The organism is Mycobacterium sp. 050272, from assembly GCF_039023525.1.
GTDB lineage: Bacteria > Actinomycetota > Actinomycetes > Mycobacteriales > Mycobacteriaceae > Mycobacterium.
On the sequence record NZ_JBCHKV010000004.1, the window covers coordinates 63,820 to 82,242 of the forward strand.

The 18,423-nt window shown below is 64.7% G+C and carries 15 protein-coding genes and 1 pseudogene; 12 read left to right on the forward strand and 4 right to left on the reverse strand.

The genetic code is table 11. The annotated features are described in order from the left end of the window. Positions 1 to 34: 34 nt before the first annotated feature. A complete protein-coding gene (locus AAHS21_RS10260; RefSeq protein WP_342927571.1) occupies positions 35 to 1,147 on the reverse strand; it encodes a sensor domain-containing diguanylate cyclase in 1,113 nt (370 codons plus the stop codon). Positions 1,148 to 1,406: 259 nt separating this feature from the next. Here AAHS21_RS10260 and AAHS21_RS10265 point away from each other — a divergent pair, with 259 nt between their 5' ends. The 5 genes from AAHS21_RS10265 to AAHS21_RS10285 all read left to right on the forward strand — a co-directional run bounded on the left by AAHS21_RS10265 (position 1,407) and on the right by AAHS21_RS10285 (position 6,971). After that, the gene (locus AAHS21_RS10265; RefSeq protein WP_342927572.1) at positions 1,407 to 2,228 is read left to right on the forward strand and encodes a maleylpyruvate isomerase N-terminal domain-containing protein; all 822 of its coding nucleotides are present in this window, start codon (positions 1,407 to 1,409) and stop codon (positions 2,226 to 2,228) included. Between the two features lie 78 nt (positions 2,229 to 2,306). Then, complete coding sequence (locus AAHS21_RS10270; protein WP_096287497.1) at positions 2,307 to 2,528, forward strand: hypothetical protein; 222 nt, start codon at positions 2,307 to 2,309, stop codon at positions 2,526 to 2,528. Positions 2,529 to 2,740: 212 nt separating this feature from the next. Then, complete coding sequence (locus AAHS21_RS10275; protein ID WP_342927573.1) at positions 2,741 to 4,201, forward strand: MFS transporter; 1,461 nt, start codon at positions 2,741 to 2,743, stop codon at positions 4,199 to 4,201. Positions 4,202 to 4,247: 46 nt separating this feature from the next. Continuing rightward, positions 4,248 to 5,921 carry a tetratricopeptide repeat protein gene (locus AAHS21_RS10280; RefSeq protein WP_342927574.1) on the forward strand — a complete coding sequence of 558 codons (1,674 nt, stop codon included), beginning with the start codon at positions 4,248 to 4,250 and terminating at the stop codon, positions 5,919 to 5,921. A 21-nt stretch (positions 5,922 to 5,942) separates the two neighbouring features. Further along, positions 5,943 to 6,971 carry a 4Fe-4S binding protein gene (locus AAHS21_RS10285; protein ID WP_342927575.1) on the forward strand — a complete coding sequence of 343 codons (1,029 nt, stop codon included), beginning with the start codon at positions 5,943 to 5,945 and terminating at the stop codon, positions 6,969 to 6,971. On the opposite strand, the gene AAHS21_RS10290 is transcribed toward AAHS21_RS10285, so the two are convergent. Further along, positions 6,968 to 7,657 (reverse strand): DUF899 family protein, encoded by a 690-nt coding sequence (locus AAHS21_RS10290; RefSeq protein ID WP_342927576.1) that lies wholly within the window; start codon positions 7,655 to 7,657, stop codon positions 6,968 to 6,970. The two genes, AAHS21_RS10285 and AAHS21_RS10290, sit on opposite strands and share 4 nt — an antisense overlap. Before the next feature lie 211 nt (positions 7,658 to 7,868). On the opposite strand from AAHS21_RS10290, the gene AAHS21_RS10295 reads away from it, so the two are divergent. Beyond that, positions 7,869 to 8,636, forward strand: coding sequence for a class I SAM-dependent methyltransferase (locus AAHS21_RS10295; protein WP_342927577.1), 768 nt, complete (start codon positions 7,869 to 7,871; stop codon positions 8,634 to 8,636). Between the two features lie 101 nt (positions 8,637 to 8,737). Then, on the forward strand, positions 8,738 to 9,004 hold the full coding sequence (locus tag AAHS21_RS10300) for a hypothetical protein (protein ID WP_342927578.1): 267 nt from the start codon (positions 8,738 to 8,740) through the stop codon (positions 9,002 to 9,004). Between the two features lie 31 nt (positions 9,005 to 9,035). On the opposite strand, the gene AAHS21_RS10305 is transcribed toward AAHS21_RS10300, so the two are convergent. After that, entirely contained in the window at positions 9,036 to 9,692 is a 657-nt protein-coding gene (locus tag AAHS21_RS10305; RefSeq protein ID WP_342927579.1) for a hypothetical protein, read from the reverse strand. Between the two features lie 495 nt (positions 9,693 to 10,187). Here AAHS21_RS10305 and AAHS21_RS10310 point away from each other — a divergent pair, with 495 nt between their 5' ends. The 5 genes and pseudogenes from AAHS21_RS10310 to AAHS21_RS10330 all read left to right on the forward strand — a co-directional run bounded on the left by AAHS21_RS10310 (position 10,188) and on the right by AAHS21_RS10330 (position 16,537). Beyond that, the gene (locus AAHS21_RS10310) at positions 10,188 to 11,225 is read left to right on the forward strand and encodes a sulfate ABC transporter substrate-binding protein (RefSeq protein WP_342927580.1); all 1,038 of its coding nucleotides are present in this window, start codon (positions 10,188 to 10,190) and stop codon (positions 11,223 to 11,225) included. A gap of 122 nt (positions 11,226 to 11,347) precedes the next feature. Then, a pseudogene (gene cysT, locus AAHS21_RS10315) lies at positions 11,348 to 12,124 on the forward strand (sulfate ABC transporter permease subunit CysT); the annotation flags it as partial. Beyond that, entirely contained in the window at positions 12,121 to 12,936 is an 816-nt protein-coding gene (cysW, locus tag AAHS21_RS10320; protein ID WP_342927581.1) for a sulfate ABC transporter permease subunit CysW, read from the forward strand. The pseudogene cysT and the gene cysW, both read left to right, overlap by 4 nt. 138 nt (positions 12,937 to 13,074) lie before the next feature. Beyond that, on the forward strand, positions 13,075 to 15,252 hold the full coding sequence (locus AAHS21_RS10325) for a glutamine synthetase III (RefSeq protein ID WP_342927582.1): 2,178 nt from the start codon (positions 13,075 to 13,077) through the stop codon (positions 15,250 to 15,252). A 160-nt stretch (positions 15,253 to 15,412) separates the two neighbouring features. Then, positions 15,413 to 16,537 carry a hypothetical protein gene (locus tag AAHS21_RS10330; RefSeq protein WP_342927583.1) on the forward strand — a complete coding sequence of 375 codons (1,125 nt, stop codon included), beginning with the start codon at positions 15,413 to 15,415 and terminating at the stop codon, positions 16,535 to 16,537. On the opposite strand, the gene AAHS21_RS10335 is transcribed toward AAHS21_RS10330, so the two are convergent. Beyond that, complete coding sequence (locus tag AAHS21_RS10335; protein ID WP_342927584.1) at positions 16,538 to 18,205, reverse strand: serine/threonine-protein kinase; 1,668 nt, start codon at positions 18,203 to 18,205, stop codon at positions 16,538 to 16,540. Positions 18,206 to 18,423 lie beyond the last annotated feature (218 nt).

Below are 18,423 nucleotides of genomic sequence, written 5' to 3' on the forward strand. Positions count from 1 at the left end.
ATCCCGTTCGGGGCCAAGCAAAGTTAGCGCCGGATCAGACCTGCTCGGCCCGCCCCCGCGAGTTCGCGTTGGACTTCTTCTCCTCGTACATCAACTCGTCGGCCTGGGTGAGCAACGCGTCCACGGTGGTGGTGGGCCCGTCAGCGAACGCGCGCACCAGGCCGACGCTGGCCGAAAGAAGATAGGGCCGTCCGCTCGTCTCATTGAAGGCCCGAAATGCCTGGGACACCCGGTCCCGCAGCGTCGAGGTGTCGCTTGCGCTTTCGGTGACCATGATGCAGAACTCGTCACCGCCCAAGCGGGCCAGGATGTCGGACTCGCACAGTGTTGCGCCCAGCACGTCGGCGACATCTTTGATCAGCATGTCGCCGACCTCATGGCCGTGTTCGTCGTTGACTCGTTTGAGCCCGTCGACGTCGAGGAACGCGAGCACGCTGTTGTGGCCGAGGTAGTGCGCCCCGCGCAGCTTTTGCTCGGCCAACAGGTAGAAACCACGACGGTTGGTGAGCCCGGTCATTTCGTCGGTCACCGAGAGTTGGCGAATCTCCTCGTTGGCCTGCTCGAGCGCGGCGGTGCGGTCGCGCACCCGCTGTTCCAGTTCGGAGTAGACCTGGATGTTCTCCATGGCGATCGAGATCGAATCGGCCAGGGCCTGCAGTAAGCGGACCTCTTGCTCGGTCGGCTGATGTTCTTCGGCCCAGTAATTGCCGATCGCGCCGATCGGGTCGCGCCGGCGGATCGGAACCATCACCAGGCTCTTGACGAACGTGGGGCGGTAGAGGTCGTGCGGGATGCGCGAGTCGGAATAGATGTCCGGGATGATCGCCGCATCGCGATTGAGCATCGCCCACCCGCTGATGCAAGACGTCATCGGAAAGCGCAGGCCCTTCCACAGCGGGCCGATCGCGTTCTCTTCGGCGTAAAAGCACTTGCCGTTATCGCGCAGTACCAATGTGGCGCCGTCACAGCCGGTGAGTTCGCGCGCCGATGACGAGACGAGCCGCTGGATGTCGGCCTGGCTGCGCGCCAACGAGAGGTCTTGGACGGCCTGCAGCAGGCGCTCCATGCGTTCGAGATATTCGGCATCGCCGAACCGGGGCGATCGCGCGGCGTTTGGCGGTGGCCCGGGCAGGAACAATGGTTCCATGCCCACCTCCGAGCGAACAGGCCGCAGCTACCCACACGGCTCCACTAGCGGTCGCCAACACTAACATTCACCGGTCGTGTCGCCGCGCTGATTTCGGCAATAGTATGCGCTCGGGGACTGGTCCGCGCACTGATGGCAACCACTTTGATGTCGCAAAAGCGCCAGCATGTGGGCATCTGAGCATGATCTTGTGGCACCTGTGAACAGAATCTTGACCTCCATTCTTGGGCGGCCGCGCGTTCGCGCCGGTTTCGCTCGCGTGCTTGCTGACATTCCCGGCGGCCCCGGGCTGCTGCGGTTTGCGAACACCCCCGCGCAGGGGGCGTTCATCGCGTTCGTGCAGGCCATGCTCGCGGCCGATCCGGGTGCACCCACGCGGTGTGCCGGATGGACCGTCCACGAGCTGACCGCGCACCTCGCCGCTGGGTCTGCTGAAATCGCCGACCTCGTTGCGCTTGAGCTCTCCGGGGCCGCTTCTCGCCCCACCCGCGACTTCGAAGAGCGTGAGGCGCCATACCGGGCACTCGCTCCAAAGCAATTGCATCGCAAGTTCTTTGAGGAAGCACTTACCGCGACGGTTGCCGTGGAGCGGCTGCGGCAGTGCAAGGGGCGCAGTGTGGCATTCACGGGTGCTTTGCTGGACGCACGGGCGCTGACGTTGCACATCGAAAGTGAGTTGATACTTCATCGGTGGGACATCGTCGGCAGCGACGAAACCAGTATCCGGGCGCTGAGCGACGCACGAATCGGCGTCCATGCAGCGACAACGGTCGCCGCCATGCAGCCAAACGTGTTTCCGCCCCGCGGCGGTGAATGTGCCTCGGTCATCCTGCGCTCGGTGGGTGCTTCGGATATCACGGTTACCGGTGGTCCGGTGACAATAATTGGACTCGGCTCTGCAGACCATTTGCATCCCGTCGTCGAATGTCACCCTGCAGCACGGACCCTATTGATTTGGGGACGATGCCCGGGACCCGATCTACCGACTCCCGACGGCGACCCGGAAATGGTCGACGCCGTCATCACGATGCTGCGGCCGAATCCGCACCCATTGACGCGCCGCGAGCCCCAAGAATGTTGAGTCGGGATCGCGCCCGGACGAAATAAGTTGTCGGCATTTGTACAGGTATTGGATATGTCAACCGGGTAGCGTGCCCCCATGGCTTTCACAGTGACCTGGGCAGATGGCACCGAAATTACGTACGGTGACGAACTCCATTTCGACACCGATGGCGCGGTGCTCAAGATCGGGCCTTCCACGGGCAAGTGGACGTGGTACTTCTCGTCCCACCAGTGGGCACGCATCGAGCTTGATGATCCGCACACCGCGCTGCGACCCGAATTTCCTCCGGTGGTCGCCCACGCTCACCCCTCGGCCTGAGCCGGACCTGCCCGCGGCAGGTGGCATACGCCGAACCGCGACGATCGGCGTGAACTGACCCGGCTGGTAGGGTCCGCCAGGATGCCAGGCTGCGCGCGGCCCATCCGTTTTGGCATTTTCTCCCTCGCGGGCGGCTGATCCGAGAGCTGGATTTCTGCGGCTTGCGACGCGCGGTGGCGGGTATCTCTCTATCCACCGAGAACGGAGACAGGATGAGCCCAGGCGCGCAAACGAAAACCATCACGACGCATGTTCCGGCGCGACTGGACCGGCTGCCGTGGTCGCGGTTTCACTGGCGCGTCGTGGTGGGGCTCGGCGGGGTATGGATCCTCGATGGGCTCGAGGTCACGATGGTGGGCAACGTCTCGGCCCGGCTCACCGAAAAGGGCAGCGGCATCGAGCTCAACCCGGCGCAGATCGGCTACGCGGCGGCGATCTACATCACCGGGGCATGCTTGGGCGCCTTGTTCTTCGGTCATCTGACCGACCGGTTCGGACGCCGCAATCTGTTCATCCTGACCCTGGCGGTCTACCTTGTCTCCACCGTCGCGACCGCATTCGCATTTGCGCCGTGGTACTTCTTCATCACCCGCTTTTTCACGGGCGCCGGGATAGGGGGCGAATACGCGGCGATCAACTCGGCGATCGACGAGTTGATTCCGGCCCGGGTGCGCGGACGCGTCGACCTGATCATCAACGGCACCTACTGGCTGGGTTCGGCCGCCGGCGCCGCCGGCGCACTGGTCCTGCTGGACACGTCGAACTTCCCCGCCAACGTGGGTTGGCGACTTGCCTTCGGCATCGGAGCCATCTTCGGCATCTTCGTCCTGCTGGTCCGGCGCAACATTCCGGAAAGCCCGCGCTGGCTGTTCATTCATGGACGCGATGAGGAAGCCGAGCAGATCGTCGGCGAGATCGAACAAGACGTGCAGCGCGAAACCGGAGAGCCGCTGCCCGAGCCGGACGGTGAGCCGCTGAGAATCCGTCAGCGCCAAGCGATTTCGTTCATGGAGATCGCCCGGGTGGCGTTCAAGCTCTATCCCAAGCGTGCGGTTCTGGGGCTGGCGCTGTTCATCGGCCAAGCGTTCCTGTACAACGGCGTCACGTTCAACCTTGGCACGCTGTTGAGCGGGTTCTACGGCATTCCATCCGGAAAAGTGCCGGTGTTCTTCATCTTGTGGGCGATGAGCAATTTCCTCGGCCCGTTGATTCTCGGACGGCTGTTCGACACCATCGGCCGCAAGCCGATGATCACCGGTACCTACATCGGTTCCGCGGTGATCGCGGTCGTCCTCGGAGTGCTGTTCGTCGATCAGGTCGGCGGTGTCTGGACTTTCATCGCCGCGCTGGCGGCCGCGTTCTTCCTGGCCTCGGCGGGCGCAAGCGCGGCTTACCTGACCGTCAGCGAAATCTTCCCGATGGAGACCCGGGCGCTGGCGATCGCGTTCTTCTACGCGGTGGGCACCGCGATCGGCGGCATCACCGGCCCGGTGCTGTTCGGGGAGCTGATCAACTCGGGGGATCGGGGCCAGGTGCTGTGGTCGTTCCTGATCGGGGCCATTGTGATGGCGGTCGCGGGTTTGGTCGAGCTGTGGCTCGGGATCGCCGCCGAGCAACGCGCGCTGGAAGATCTGGCGTTGCCGTTGACAGTGGCCGACGCCGAGCACCAATAAGGAGCGACGACGGCGGTACGGCCGGGTCCGGGCTATCGTCGGCGACGTGACGGTCCCACGCGGCGACGTCGATTCCTACTACGACCTGGGGTCCTACCACCGGGCCGTCGATACGCCCTCGGCTGCGGCTCAGCTGTGGTTCAACCGCGGCATGGTGTGGGCCTATGCGTTCAACCATGAAGAGGCGGTGCGCTGCTTCGACCGGGCGCTCGCCTTGGACCCGGACCTTGCGATCGCGCGATGGGGTATCGCGTACTCGGTCGGCCCGAACTACAACAAGGCCTGGGACGCATTCGATCCCGTCGATCTGGCCGCGTCGCTGGCCCGGGCTCGCGAGGAGCTCCACCTCGCCGCCGCGGGCCGTGCCACGGCCGCCGAGCGCGGCCTGATCGACGCCCTGGCCGTTCGCTTTCCGGCCCTCGACGTCGCCGACACCGCGGCGCTGGCCGACGGGAACGCCGCGTACGCGGACTCGATGTCGAGGTTGGCGTCGGTGTTCCCGGACGACACCGACATCGCGGCTCTGACGGCCGATGCGCTGGTCAACGTCACGGCCTGGGCTCTATGGGACACCCGCACCGGTGAGCCGGCCCCGGGTTCGCGAGTGCTGGAGGCTAAGCAGGTCCTGGAGCGCGCCCTGTCGACCCCCGAGGGCCGCGCCCACCCGGGCATCCTGCACATCTATCTGCACACGATGGAGCTATCCGCGCACCCGGAGGAGGCGCTGCCCGCCGCCGATCTGCTGCGTGGGCTGGCGCCCGACGCCGGCCACCTCGAACACATGCCAACCCATATCGACGTACTGTGCGGCGACTACCGCAACGCCGTAGTCTCGAACCTGGCGGCTGTGCGCGCAGATCGCAAATTCCTCGAACATCAAGGCGCGCTGAACTTCTACTCGGCCTACCGTGCCCACGACCAGCACTTCGTGGTGTACGCGGCGATGTTCTCCGGGCAGTCGCAGGTGGCGCTGGAGGCCGCCGACGAACTCGCCCGGCAACTCACCCCGGAGCTGCTGTCGATCGAATCGCCGCCGATGGCCGACTGGCTGGAAGCCTTTGTGCCGCTTCGGGTGCACGTCTTGATCCGGTTCGGCCGTTGGGAGGGTTTGATAGCCGAGCCGTTGCCGGCGGATCGGGACCTGTACTGCACCACGGCGGCCACGGTCTACTACGGCCGCGGCGTTGCCTATGCGGCCACCGGTCAACTGTCACAGGCGGATTGCGCGCGGGAAGCCTTCACCGATGCCTACGCCCGCATCCCGGGTTCGCGGTATCTGTTCAATAACACCAGTCGTGATATTCTCGCGGTCGCCGCCGCCATGCTCGACGGTGAAATCGCTTACCGCTATCGGCATTTCGATTCGGCATTCGCACATCTGCGCCGCGCGGTGGAACTCGACGACGCCCTGCCGTACGACGAGCCATGGGGCTGGATGCAGCCGACCCGCCATGCCTTAGGTGCGTTGCTGCTGGAGCAGGGCCATGTCGAAGAAGCGGCCGGTGTGTATGCGGCCGATCTTGGTCTGGACCCCGCCGTGCGCCGATGTTGCCAACATCCGGGCAATGTGTGGAGCCTGCACGGGTACCACGAGTGCTTGCGACGTCTTGGTCGCTGGGCAGAAGCGGCGATCATCGAGCAGCAACTGACCTTGGCGCGCGCGCATGCCGACGTCCCGATCACCGCGTCCTGTGCCTGCAGAGGAGCCGCTTCCTGCTGAGTATTGTGTACTATACCTAGCATGAGCGAGAAACTTCCGGCTCGGCTGGCGGAGCATCCCACCGTGCGAAAAGTGCGTTCGCGCCGGTTACCGAAACCCGAAGTGATCGACGCGGGTTGGCTGCGCGAGCTGTGTCTGGAGGCCGGCGTCGACGACGTCGCTTTCGCCAGCGTCGAGAACCCCGACCTGGCCTCGGAGGTCGAGCACGTCGAGGCCGCGCTGCCGGGCACCAGAAGCTACATCTCGCTGGTGATCAAGATGAACCGCGACAACATCCGCTCGACGGCGCGTAGTGTCGCCAATCAGGAGTTTCACCGCAGCGGCGAGTTGCTCAACGAGGCGGCCTACCGCATCGTGCGTCGGCTGCAGGACGCCGGCCACCGGGTGCTGAACCCGTCGGCGACCTTTCCGATGGAGATGGACAACTACCCCGGGCGGATCTGGGTGGTGGCGCACAAACCCGTCGCCGTCGCTGCCGGACTCGGCGTAATGGGTATCCACCGCAACGTGATTCACCCCAAGTTCGGCAATTTCATCCTGCTGGGCACGATCTTGGTGGACACCCCGATCAGCAGCTACGGCCAGCCTTTGGACTACAGCCCGTGCCTGGAATGCAAGCTGTGTGTCGCGGCATGCCCGGTCGGCGCGATCGGCAAGGATGGCAGTTTCGATTGGCTGGCGTGTTCGACACACAACTACCGCGAGTTCATGGGCGGTTTCACCGATTGGGTGCAGACCGTTGCCGACAGCACGGACGCGGCCGATTTTCGTTCGCGGGTAACCGATTCCGAGAACGCGTCGATGTGGCAGAGCCTGTCATTCAAGCCCAACTACAAGGCCGCCTACTGCCTGGCGGTGTGCCCAGCCGGCGAGGACGTGATCGAGCCCTACCTGGACAATCGCAAGAGCTTCATGGACCTGGTGCTCAAACCGTTGCAGGACAAGAAGGAAACCCTGTACGTGCTGCCGAACTCCAAGGCGAAGGAATACGCGCAACGCCGTTATCCGCACAAGCAGGTGAAGGTCATCGACAGCGGACGGCGCGGCTAAGCAGAACCATAGGCGCGGGCGATGTCAGGGGAGTCCAGCCAGCCCGAGTAGGTGGGCCGCGACGGCCAACCCTCCGGTGAATCGAGCCATTCCTCCTGGCGGCCCCACGGCAGGAGATCGATCAGCGCGAACGAATGGCTGAGTTGTTCGGTGCCCCGCCCGTTCGTTTGCCAAGTGCGATACACGGTGTCGCCGTCACGCAGGAACACGTTGACCCCGAAGCCCCCGCCCGGGGGCGCATCCATGTCGGCGCCGAAGGTGCTCTGCGACGACGAGTACCACTGCATCCGATTGCCGACCCGCTGTCGGTAGGCGAGCGCCTCCTCGATCGGGCCGTTGGTGACAATGACGAACCGGGCGTCGTAGTTGTCCAGGAATTCGAGCCGAGTGAACTGCGACGTGAAACCAGTGCAGCCGCCGCACTGCCATTCAGCGCCGTCCGACCACATGTGGTGGTAGGTGATGAGCTGCGAACGGCCATCGAACACGTCGACGAGGCGGACCGGCCCGTCGGCGCCGATCAGGGTGTAGTCGGGCAACTCGACCATCGGCAACCGGCGCCGCTGCGCGGCGATCGCATCCAGTTCACGGGTAGCCGCCTTCTCGCGTTTGCGCAGTTCATCGAGCTCGGCGCGCCAGGTCTGGACATCGACAATGGGCGGTAACGCGGTGTGGTTGGGGGACATGGGATGCACCTCTGCTCTCGATTTTCTCCGGCTCAAAGGTCTGACCGGTCGTCTACCCGGAATTCATCGGCGAGCGTCGGCGAGCGCAAAAAGCGCTGCTCACAGCTGAGAACTCGCTTTGAATGTGGTTTGCAACGCGCGCGCTGGGGTATCTATGTGCAAACTTTAGATGTCACGCGGGGGGACCCTGGGTCCGGAAAGGCGACGCAACATGACTCAGGGGTTGATCCCGAACATCGACGACGTGCAGGCGCGGTACGACTTGTCGGACGCCTTCTTCCGCCTGTTCCTTGACCGGACTCAGACCTACAGTTGCGCATATTTCGAGCGCGAGGACATGACGCTGGAAGAGGCCCAACTGGCCAAGATCGATCTGGCGCTCGCCGAGCTCGATCTGCGGCCCGGCATGACACTGCTCGACATCTCCTGTGGCTGGGGCACCACGATGCGCCGGGCAATCGAGAAGTACGACGTCAACGTCGTAGGCCTGACAAAGTCCAGCGATCAGGCCGCCCACGTCCAGAAGATGTTCGACGAGATGGACACCGAGCGCAGCAAGTGGGTGCTGCTGCAGGGCTGGGAGGAGTTCACCGAGCCCGTCGACCGGATCGTGTCCATCGGGGCGTTCGAGCAGAGCCGCTATGACCGCTATGACGATTTCTTCGAGATGGCCTACACCGTCCTGCCCGATGACGGCGTCATGTTCCTGCACACGATCACCGGCCTACCGTCGATCGACCCCGTCGAGCTGCACGCGGCCGGGGCGGGGTTCACCCTGACCCAGCGCGAGCCGCTGCAGCCGCATTACGTCAGAACTCTCGACCTGTGGGCCGAGGCTCTCGAGGCGAATCGGGCCGAAGCCATCGAAATGCAGTCCGAAGAGGTCTACGAGCGATACCTGCACTACCTGACCGGCCGGGCCAATGCGTTTCGCACCGGCCAGATCGACGTCAACCAGGTGACGCTCGAGAAGAACTGAACGCCCGTGCGAATCCTGCCGACAACGACACGGCCAACGAGACGATAACGATTCGCACATCGCCCTGGCATGGCGTCACCGCCGGTGGGAGGGTGGTGCCCGTGAGTGTTCATGTCAACGAGCTGGCGCATGGCTCGCGCACGCAATGGATGGACAGACCACCACAACGGTGTGCACGTGGTCACTGGCTGTTGCCGGGACACATGATCGTGGCAACCGTGCCGTGCTCCTGCGGCCGGCATGTCTGCTGGGAATGCGAGTGCGGTGCGGCCACCTATGGGCCCGAGCTCGGCGAGTCGTGCAGTCTTGCCCGCGGTCGGCGCGGATCCGCGGTGATCGCGTCGGACTCGATGAAAAGCCTGTCCTGAAACAGGTTTAGCGTCCCTCGCCACAAACGGGTCACAACCGGGTCACGACCGCCGAGTTGTGATTGGGCGCCCATGCCCGTTCGAAGGTGACGATCGGTATCTGCTCGTCGCGGCCGCTATCGATGCCGCTGTCATTGAGATGCACCACGCCGGCCTTGGTGTCGATGCCGGTGACAACCACAAAGTGGTTCCCGATGTCGCGATTGCCCGGGTGGTTCCAGATTGTCTCGGCGTTGACGAGAGCGATCACCTTGCGCTTGTCGGCCAGATTCTGTTGTAAGGCAGCGATATTTGTCTGGACGTTGTCGGCCCTGACCCAGTAGTGCCAGAGCAGCGGCGGCAGATCCCTGATGTCGGTGTTGCCCGGCGGATCCCATATCGGTTTGGAACCCGTTGTCCCCAGGGTGTTTTCGGCGACCGCGGTAATCTGCAACTCGGTGGGCTGGCGACCCGTGAGCTCGCCGACTACGTCTGCGACCGCGACTTCGCCGCAGTCCGAGGAGTGTTGCCGACGCCAATGGCCAGCGGCAGCTGCCGGGTCGCCGTACATGCCCGCCTCGTGGTCGGCGTCCGGCGCGGGCGGGCCCGGGGTGGCGTGGGCAGCGGCGGCCCAGGCGACCGATGTCGCCGCGGCGGTTGCCCACAGCAGAGCGGCCGCGGCGACTCTCGTCGTCAGGGTGCGGGCCATCGGCGTCCTTTTCTCGAGGGTGGCGGCGCGTAACGATATTGAGAAAAGGGAAACTGGTCGCCCTTTCCGGAGCATTAAACTCCGAAGTTGGCCAAGATCGCGGGCGAACGCGCCGAAATGTTGCCGGCATGAGACCGTGCCGATCCGCCGGCTACCGTTCGGTGTCCGACTCTTTTCATCAGCGTGACTTTTACGCCGGAGTTGCTCGTGGACGGACGTCACGCCCGGCTAAGTCGATGTGCGTGCTTCATCGCGGGGCCGGCAACGATGAATACCGCGCTCTAGCATCGTCGTACGAGTACTTCTGCTTTGCTACGCTCGCGCCATGCATGCGGCAGCCGGTTCTCTGGAGTGCTTTGCCGTCGTGCGCTGTTGTCGCTGACGCTGCTGTCCGTTCGCGGTCTGGTCTCGTGTTGGCGAATTCCTCGGATGCCTTTGTGCCCTTCCGCAGCAACGGGATCGACGCACCCAAGTCCCGCACTGGAAGGCCGGATCATGTTCGACGACATCGGTATCCCATCCCGGTGGCGCCACGCTGTCGCGATGCTGTCGGCAGCCGGCTTGATGACGGCGTGTGCCGGCGGCGCCAGCGACGCCGTGGGCGGCGGCGGCCCGAACAACGCGGACACCAAGATCACTCTCGTCGCTTATTCGGTCCCAGAACCTGGTTGGAGCAAGGTGATTCCGGCCTTCATCGCCTCGGCAGAAGGCAGGGGTGTCCAGGTGGTTACGTCTTACGCGGCCTCAGCCGACCAGTCGCGCGGGGTCGTTGAAGGCAAACCGGCCGACATCGTGAACTTCTCGGTCGAACCCGATATCACCCGCTTGGTCAAGGCGGGCAAGGTGGCCGCAGATTGGGACAAGGGGGCCGGCCATGGCAACCCATTCGGGTCGGTCGTGACTTTGGTTGTGCGCAAGGGTAATCCGAAGAACATCAGAGATTGGGACGATCTGCTGCGACCCGGCGTCGAGGTCATCACGCCCAGTCCACTGAGCTCGGGTTCGGCGAAATGGAATCTGCTCGCGCCCTATGCCGCCAAGAGCCGCGGCGGTGCGGATCCGCAGGCGGGTATCGATTTCATCAGCACGTTGGTCCACGAGCACGTCAAGTTGCGGCCCGGTTCGGGGCGGATTGCTACGTCGGTTTTCGCTGAGGGTAGTGGCGATGTGTTGATCAGCTACGAGAACGAGGCCATCGCCGCCGAGCGGCAGGGCAAGCCCGTCGAACACGTCATCCCGTCGCAAACGTTCAAGATCGAGAATCCGGTGGCAGTGGTGAGCACCAGCGCACACCTGGATGTCGCGACCGCCTTCAAGAACTTCCAGTACAGCGCCGCGGCGCAGAAGCTGTGGGCGCAAGCCGGCTTCCGGCCGATCGACCCCGCGGTTACCGCAAGTTTCCGCGGTCAGTATCCGGTGCCGGTCAAACTCTGGACGATCGACGACCTCGGGGGCTGGGGCACGGCGGATGCGCAGCTGTTCGACAAGAACACCGGAAGCATCACCAAGGTCTACATGCAGGCCACCGGATGACTGGATCCCTTTTAGGCGCAAATCTCGGTCCGGAGGCGATCCGGCCCGAGCTGGCCACGCCCGGTAGCGAACTCCCGGAGCCGCCCGAGGGGCTGCGGGCGACGATCACGCCGGGGCTGACCTCACTGCGCGTCGGGGTGACGACGCTGTGGCTGTCGGTGATCGTGCTGCTGCCGTTGGCCGCCATCGCGTGGCAGGCCGCCGGCGGCGGATGGCAGGCCTTCTGGCTGGCCGTCACCTCGCATGCCGCGGTGCAATCGTTTCAGGTGACGTTCGGGATTTCGTTGGTGGTAACCGTTCTCGATGTGGTGTTCGGCCTGGCGACCGCGTGGGTGTTGGTGCGGGACGACTTCGTCGGGAAAGGATTGGTCGACGCGATCATCGATCTGCCGTTCGCGCTGCCGACCATCGTGACCAGCCTGGTCATGCTAGCCCTCTACGGCAAGAACAGCCCGGTGCACATCCATCTGCAGCACACGCCGCCCGGCGTGGGGATGGCGCTGGCGTTCGTCACGCTGCCGTTGGTGGTGCGCGCCGTGCAGCCGGTGCTGCTGGAGATCGATCGCGACGTCGAAGAGGCGGCGGCATCGTTGGGGGCCAGCGGCACGAAGGTCTTCACCACGATCGTGCTGCCCTCGTTGGCGCCCTCGTTGCTGACCGGCGCCGGGTTGGCCTTCTCGCGGTGCATCGCCGAGTTCGGCTCGGTGGTGACCATCGGCGGTGCCGTGCCGGGCAAAACCGAAGTGTCGTCGCAGTGGATCCGCTCGCTGATCGAAAACGACGACCGCACCGGGGCTGCCGCGATGTCCATTGTGCTGCTGTCGATTTCGTTCACCGTGCTGGTGCTGCTGCGCATCGTGGGCGGGCGCACGGCTAAACGCGAGGAAAAGGCGGCATGACGCCGTCGTTGGCCCGCTACCTCACCCGATCCGTGACGCTGGCCTACATCGGCGTGATGTTGATCGTCCCGGTGTCGATCATCCTGTGGCGGACCTTCCGGCCGGGGCTCGATCAGTTCTACGCGTGGATCAGCACACCGGCCGCGATCTCGGCGCTGCACCTGTCGCTGCTGGTCGTCGCCATCGTGGTGCCGCTGAACGTGGTCTTCGGTGTACTCACCTCGTTGCTGCTGGCCCGCAGCCGGTTTCGCGGACGCGGTGTGCTCCAGGCGATCGTCGACCTGCCCTTCGCGGTGTCGCCCATCATCGTGGGGGTGGCCCTGATCCTGCTGTGGGGATCGGCCGGGGCGTTGGGCTTCGTCGAAAACGACCTCGGCATAAAAATCATCTTTGGCCTGCCCGGACTGGTGCTGGTCAGCATCTTCGTGACCTTGCCGTTCGTGGTGCGCGAGGTCCAACCGGTGCTGCAGGAGGTCGGAAGCGAGCAGGAGCAGGCGGCGGCAACCCTGGGTTCGGGGCCGTGGCAGACGTTTTGGCGGATCACTTTGCCGACCATTCGGTGGGGCCTGATCTACGGAACCGTACTGACCACCGCGCGCACCCTCGGCGAGTTCGGCGGGGTCATCATGGTGTCGTCCAACCTGCCGGGGGAGTCGCAAACATTGACGCTGCTGGTCAACGACCGCTACGCCCGCGGGGCCGAGTACGGCGCCTACGCGTTGTCCACGCTGATGATGGGCGTTGCATTGTTGTTCCTGATCGTCAAGACGACGCTGCTGGTGCGCCGCAAACGCGCCAGGGCCACGGCCTGATTTCGTGCCACTTTCGCGAACGTTGAAGCGCACCGTTGACGCGCACGTAACAAGTTCGGCATCGAAGGTTCCTAGGGTGGGGCGGTCCACCTTCCCGCGAGGGAAGGTCGTTGACCCCCCTCAGCGATAGGAACTCCATTGAGCGGAAACGCAGTGCGCCTGCAGGCGATCAACAACGTCGAGGCATACGTCCCCCCGGCCAACAGCTTCGTCCCCGGTGAGACCCCCGGCGAGGTTTTCGGCTCCAACGTCTTCACCAAGGCCGAGATGCAGGCACGGCTGCCCAAGTCGGTCTACAAGTCCGTGGTGGCGACTATCGAGAAGGGCGCCAAGCTCGACCAGGCTGTCGCCGACACGGTCGCGGTGGCCATGAAGGACTGGGCGCTGGAAAAAGGCGCCACCCACTACGCCCACGTGTTCTATCCGATGACCGGCCTGACGGCCGAGAAGCACGACAGCTTCCTCGAGCCCGTCTCCGATGGACAGACATTGGCCGAGTTCGCGGGTAAGACCCTGATCCAGGGCGAACCCGACGCCTCGAGTTTCCCCTCGGGTGGTTTGCGCAGCACCTTCGAGGCACGCGGCTACACCGGCTGGGACGTGACAAGTCCCGCGTATGTGCTGGAGAACCCGAACGGCAACACACTGTGCATCCCAACGGTTTTCGTGTCGATGACCGGCGAAGCCCTGGACTACAAGACGCCACTGCTGCGCAGCCAGCAGGCGATGGGCATCCACGCCGAGCGAATCCTGACCCTGTTCGGTCACAAGGAACTCAACAAGGTGGTGTCCTTCTGTGGCCCGGAGCAGGAGTACTTCCTGGTCGACCGGCACTTCTTCCTGGCTCGGCCGGACCTGATCAACGCCGGTCGCACGGTGTTCGGCGCCAAGCCGCCGAAGGGACAGGAGTTCGACGACCACTACTTCGGTGCGGTGCCCGAGCGGGTGCTCGGCTTCATGATGGACACCGAGCGGGAGCTGTTCAAGCTCGGCATCCCGGCCAAGACCCGTCACAACGAGGTCGCGCCCGGTCAGTTCGAGATCGCGCCGATGTTCGAGCGGGCCAACATCGCCTCGGACCACCAGCAGCTGCTGATGACGATTTTCAAGACGATCGCCAAGAAGCACGGCATGGAATGCCTGTTCCACGAGAAGCCGTTCGCCGGCGTCAACGGGTCGGGTAAGCACGTCAACTTCTCGATGGGCAATTCCGAGCTGGGGTCGCTGCTGGTCCCGGGTGACACCCCGCACGAGAACGCCCAATTCCTGGTGTTCTGCGCTGCGGTGATTCGCGCCGTGCACAAGTTCGCCGGGCTGCTTCGGGTATCGGTCGCTTCGGCCACCAACGACCACCGGCTGGGTGCCAACGAGGCACCACCCGCGATCATCTCGATCTTCCTCGGCGAACAGCTCGCCGACGTGTTCGACCAGATCGCCAAGGGTGCGGCCACCTCGTCAAAGGGCAAGGGCACCATGATCATTGGTGTCGACACCCTGCCACACCTGCCGACCGATGCCGGTGACCGCAACCGGACCAGCCCGTTCGCCTTCACCGGGAACCGGTTCGAGTTCCGCGCACCCGGCTCCGGCCAGACGGTCGCGGTGCCACTGATCGTGCTCAACACGATCATGGCGGACTCGCTGGACTACATGGCTGGTGTTCTGGAGCAGGCCGTCGCCGACGGTGAGGACTTCGACCAGGCGGTGCAGAAGCTGCTCACCGAGGTCATTACCGAGCACGGGGCGGTTGTCTTCAACGGAGACGGCTACTCGGAGAACTGGCAGATCGAAGCGGCCGAGCGTGGCCTGCCGAACTTGAAGACCACCCTGGACGCCATTCCGGAGCTGATCAAGCCGGACGCGATCGAGCTGTTCGCGAAATACGGCGTGTTCAACGAACGCGAACTGCACAGCCGCTACGAGGTCCGGTTGGAGCAGTACGCATTGACGATCGGGGTCGAGGCGAAGTTGGCGCTGGAGATCGGGACGACGATCATCATGCCGGCCGCAATCCGCTACCAGACCGAACTCGCGCAGAACGTCGCCACCATGAAGAAGGCCGGTGTGGCGGCCAGCACGGCGGCCCTGGAAGCGGTTTCGGCTCCGCTGGCCGATCTCTGCGCGGCGCTGACGACGTTGAAGGCAGCCCTGTCCGATCACTCGGCGGAGTCGGCTCTGGCCGAGGCCACCCATGCCCAAGAAGCGCTACTGCCGGCGATGGAGGCGGTGCGTACCGCGGCCGACGCGCTGGAAGGCGTTGTCGCCGACGACTTGTGGCCGCTGCCCACCTACCAGGAGATGCTCTACATCCTCTAGAGCCGTCGTCGGGCGTGGGAGTCGACCGCGCGCTCGCGGAGCTTGGTAATCCGCGGCTCCCACGCCCGGCGACTCGACATCCCACCCACGCCCCGCTACACGTGCCGCACCTGACGCGTTAAGTTCTGAAGGGACGAAAGTCGCCGGGTCAGGGGAGAGCATGGGGCCATTCGACGACGGCCGGCGTCGTGCCGCCGAGCTGGAGGCGTATCAGGCGCTCTGGAACCTGTGGCGGTCCGTGCGACGAACCGACATCGAGAACTGGGAGTCGGCGTGCCGGATGCTCGAAAATTACTACACCGTAGGCAAAGCCCGAGACAGCGCCGAAGTCTGCGAAATGCGCATCCACTACCTGGAGATCGCTGAACCGTTGCCCCGGCTTGCGGACTTCGTGCAGCTGCCGGCCTACGACCGCGTGCCCGACGCCGAGCGGCTGCTGGGGCAGGCCCGCTATCAATATCAGCTAGCCCGCCGGCGGCATCCGGTGCGCGAACAGCAGCGGTTGAAAGAACTCGAAACAACCAAAGCGCTCTATGCGGCGGTGCGGTCCGCCGAAGCGAGAGCCAAGGCCGCGGAGCTGGCCCGCCGGCGCGAATGGCAGCAGAGCCTCTGGCCCAAAGGCGTTGTGCTGGAAAGCGACATCTATGAACTCGACGGCGTGGCCGCGCAGGTGGATCGGCAGAACGCGAAAATCGACTCGCAAATCGCCGCCCTGACCGATCTGCTGCGAACAGGATTGCGCCAGCTGCCCGACGCGCTGACGCCGGACGCGGCCGAGTTGGCGGCCCACGTCGAATCGGCGCTGGCGGCAATGCCGTTGCCGCGGGGGTTCACCCCCAGGTCCGTCGTCGAGTATGCCCCGGCCACCGGCCAATTGGTTGTCGAGTATGAACTGCCCACCGTGGCTGTCGTTCCGGCGGCCAAGGCGTACCGGTATGTCAAGACCCGCGACACGGTTGTCGAGACGGCGCGGCCGGCGGGACAGGTGAAAGCGTTGTACGCCAGCACTATTGCGCAGCTGGCGCTGCTGGCTTTGGCGACCGTCTTCGCCCTCGACGGCGAGCGCCGGTTGGAGGTGGTGATCTTCAGCGGTGTCGTCGAAACGACGGACCCGAACACCGATCAACCGGTCCGCCCTTGCTTGATCAGCGCGCGGGTCGACGCGGACACGTTCGCCGGGATCGACCTGTACGACATCGACCCGTCCGTGTGCCTGAAACGGCTGAACGCAACGGTGTCGCCGAATCCGACAGAGCTGGTGCCGGCGCCGCCGTTGGCGCAGTGATCAGCTGTAGTTGTCCCACCAGGTGTGCAGATCCTCGATGGTGGCCGGGTCTCCCGAGACGTCGCTGAGCATCAGTTTTTCGTCGTAAGTCCAGACCACGTTCGGGTGGTTGTTGTAAGTCCCGCACGCGAGCATGCCCGCAGTCTCGGTGGGACCTTGGTCGTAGTGCCAGTTGGCGGGTGACCGCGACTCCCCGCGACATTTCACCAGGCTGACGTTGGCGACGTCATCGGTGAAAGCCTGCTTGAGGCTGGCGGCATTCGGGAAGAGCCCGTAGGTGGCGTGCGTCGGGCCGCCGGGGTTGGTGTTTTGCCCGCATGACACCAGGGCCACCGCCGTCACCCATACGCTGCCCGACTCGGGAGTGGCCGGTGTGCAGACGCCAGCAGGGTAGCCGGACGGAAGTAGGTTCAGCAGTCGGTCCAGGTCATTGCTGGGAGCTGCGGCGGATGCCGGCGCGGTTTTCGCCGCGCCTGTCTTTGAATGCTGCTGGGCAGAGGGTTTCAGCAACAGCCAGGTGCCGACCGCGGCAATGGCCACGACGACAACGGCGCCGGCCGCGGCCAGGATGGGCCAGCGACTGCGCTTGCGTGCCGTCACTGGCTGATCCGTGTTGGCGGTGCCCGCCGCGGCGACTTCGGGGCTGGATTGTCCGGTGGTGGGTGGCAACGGCGGCGCTGCGCTGTCCGGCTGGGTCTCGGGCCCGGATGTCAGCGGGTTGTACCGCGTGTGCGGGGAGCTCGACGACTCGGCCGCGGCGCTCGGCTGGGTGTCTTGTGCCTTAGCCGATGTTTCACTGCGCCGCAGAATGGTTGCGGCGCGGTCGCGCTCCGGGCGCGAAAGTGCGTCGTGGGCGGCCTCTGCCAGATCGCCGGCGGTGGCATAGCGTTCGATCGGGTTCTTGGCCATGCCGCCCGCGATCACGGCGTCGAATGCCTGGTCCACGCCCAAGCCTTGCGCGCTGGCCAGGGGGATGGGCTCCATCATGTGCGAGGTGACCAGCACGCCGGTGCTGTCGGCGGGATAGGGCGGCGCCCCGGTCAGGCACTCGAACAGCACACAGGCCAGCGCGTAGACGTCAGCCCTGGGAGTCACCTCGTCGCTCGAAAAGCGTTCGGGTGCCATGTATTTCCAGGTCCCCACCGCGGTACCCAGTTGGGTGAGCTTCTCGTCAGTTTTCGCGCTGGCGATACCGAAGTCGACGAGGTAGGCGAAGTCGTTGCGGGTGATCAGGATGTTCTGCGGTTTGACGTCGCGGTGCGTGACACCGGCGGCGTGTGCGGCATCCAACGCAGCGGCGACCTGATGGATGATGGCCACCGCGCGAGGCGCAGACAGTGGCCCGTCCCGCTCGAGCAGGCTGCCCAGGTCGATGCCCTCGATCAGGCGCATCTCCAAATACAGTTGCCCGTCGATTTCGCCGTAGTCGTGAATGGGCACCACGTGGGGCTCCAGCAAACGGCCGGTGATGCGGGCCTCGCGCTCCATCCGCTTGCGAAAAACCGGATCCTGGCTGTACGCAAACGACATCAGCTTGAGCGCCACCGTCCACTGTTTGACAGTGTGCTCGGCCTCGTAGACCTCGCCCATGCCGCCGCGGCCCAGCAGCCGTTTGAGATGGTAGGGGCCGAACATCGTTCCCAACCGCGAGCCCTGCGCGCCGCTCATCGCTGACTCCTATTCACGGTCTGGCAACCATGACGGTAAGCCCCGACCAATATCCCGCTCGAAAACTACAACATCGCGGTGGCAAATGCGCGAGCGTGATACCCGCACCGATGCCCGGGTTTTCGTCCAGGCCACCGTTATTCGCGCGCATCCCGGCCGGCCGATGCGAACGGGTGGTGAACTCCAGGCAACGCAGTGGTTGCGGTTCGCAGGGAAAC

Coding starts and splice junctions, on each gene's coding strand:
- AAHS21_RS10310 (WP_342927580.1), top strand. CDS start 10,188: ATGTTCGACGACATCGGTATCCCATCCCGGTGGCGCCACGCTGTCGCG.
- AAHS21_RS10295 (WP_342927577.1), top strand. CDS start 7,869: ATGACTCAGGGGTTGATCCCGAACATCGACGACGTGCAGGCGCGGTAC.
- cysW (WP_342927581.1), top strand. CDS start 12,121: ATGACGCCGTCGTTGGCCCGCTACCTCACCCGATCCGTGACGCTGGCC.
- AAHS21_RS10335 (WP_342927584.1), bottom strand. CDS start 18,205: ATGAGCGGCGCGCAGGGCTCGCGGTTGGGAACGATGTTCGGCCCCTAC.
- AAHS21_RS10285 (WP_342927575.1), top strand. CDS start 5,943: ATGAGCGAGAAACTTCCGGCTCGGCTGGCGGAGCATCCCACCGTGCGA.
- AAHS21_RS10260 (WP_342927571.1), bottom strand. CDS start 1,147: ATGGAACCATTGTTCCTGCCCGGGCCACCGCCAAACGCCGCGCGATCG.
- AAHS21_RS10290 (WP_342927576.1), bottom strand. CDS start 7,657: ATGTCCCCCAACCACACCGCGTTACCGCCCATTGTCGATGTCCAGACC.
- AAHS21_RS10275 (WP_342927573.1), top strand. CDS start 2,741: ATGAGCCCAGGCGCGCAAACGAAAACCATCACGACGCATGTTCCGGCG.
- AAHS21_RS10270 (WP_096287497.1), top strand. CDS start 2,307: ATGGCTTTCACAGTGACCTGGGCAGATGGCACCGAAATTACGTACGGT.
- AAHS21_RS10305 (WP_342927579.1), bottom strand. CDS start 9,692: ATGGCCCGCACCCTGACGACGAGAGTCGCCGCGGCCGCTCTGCTGTGG.
- AAHS21_RS10330 (WP_342927583.1), top strand. CDS start 15,413: ATGGGGCCATTCGACGACGGCCGGCGTCGTGCCGCCGAGCTGGAGGCG.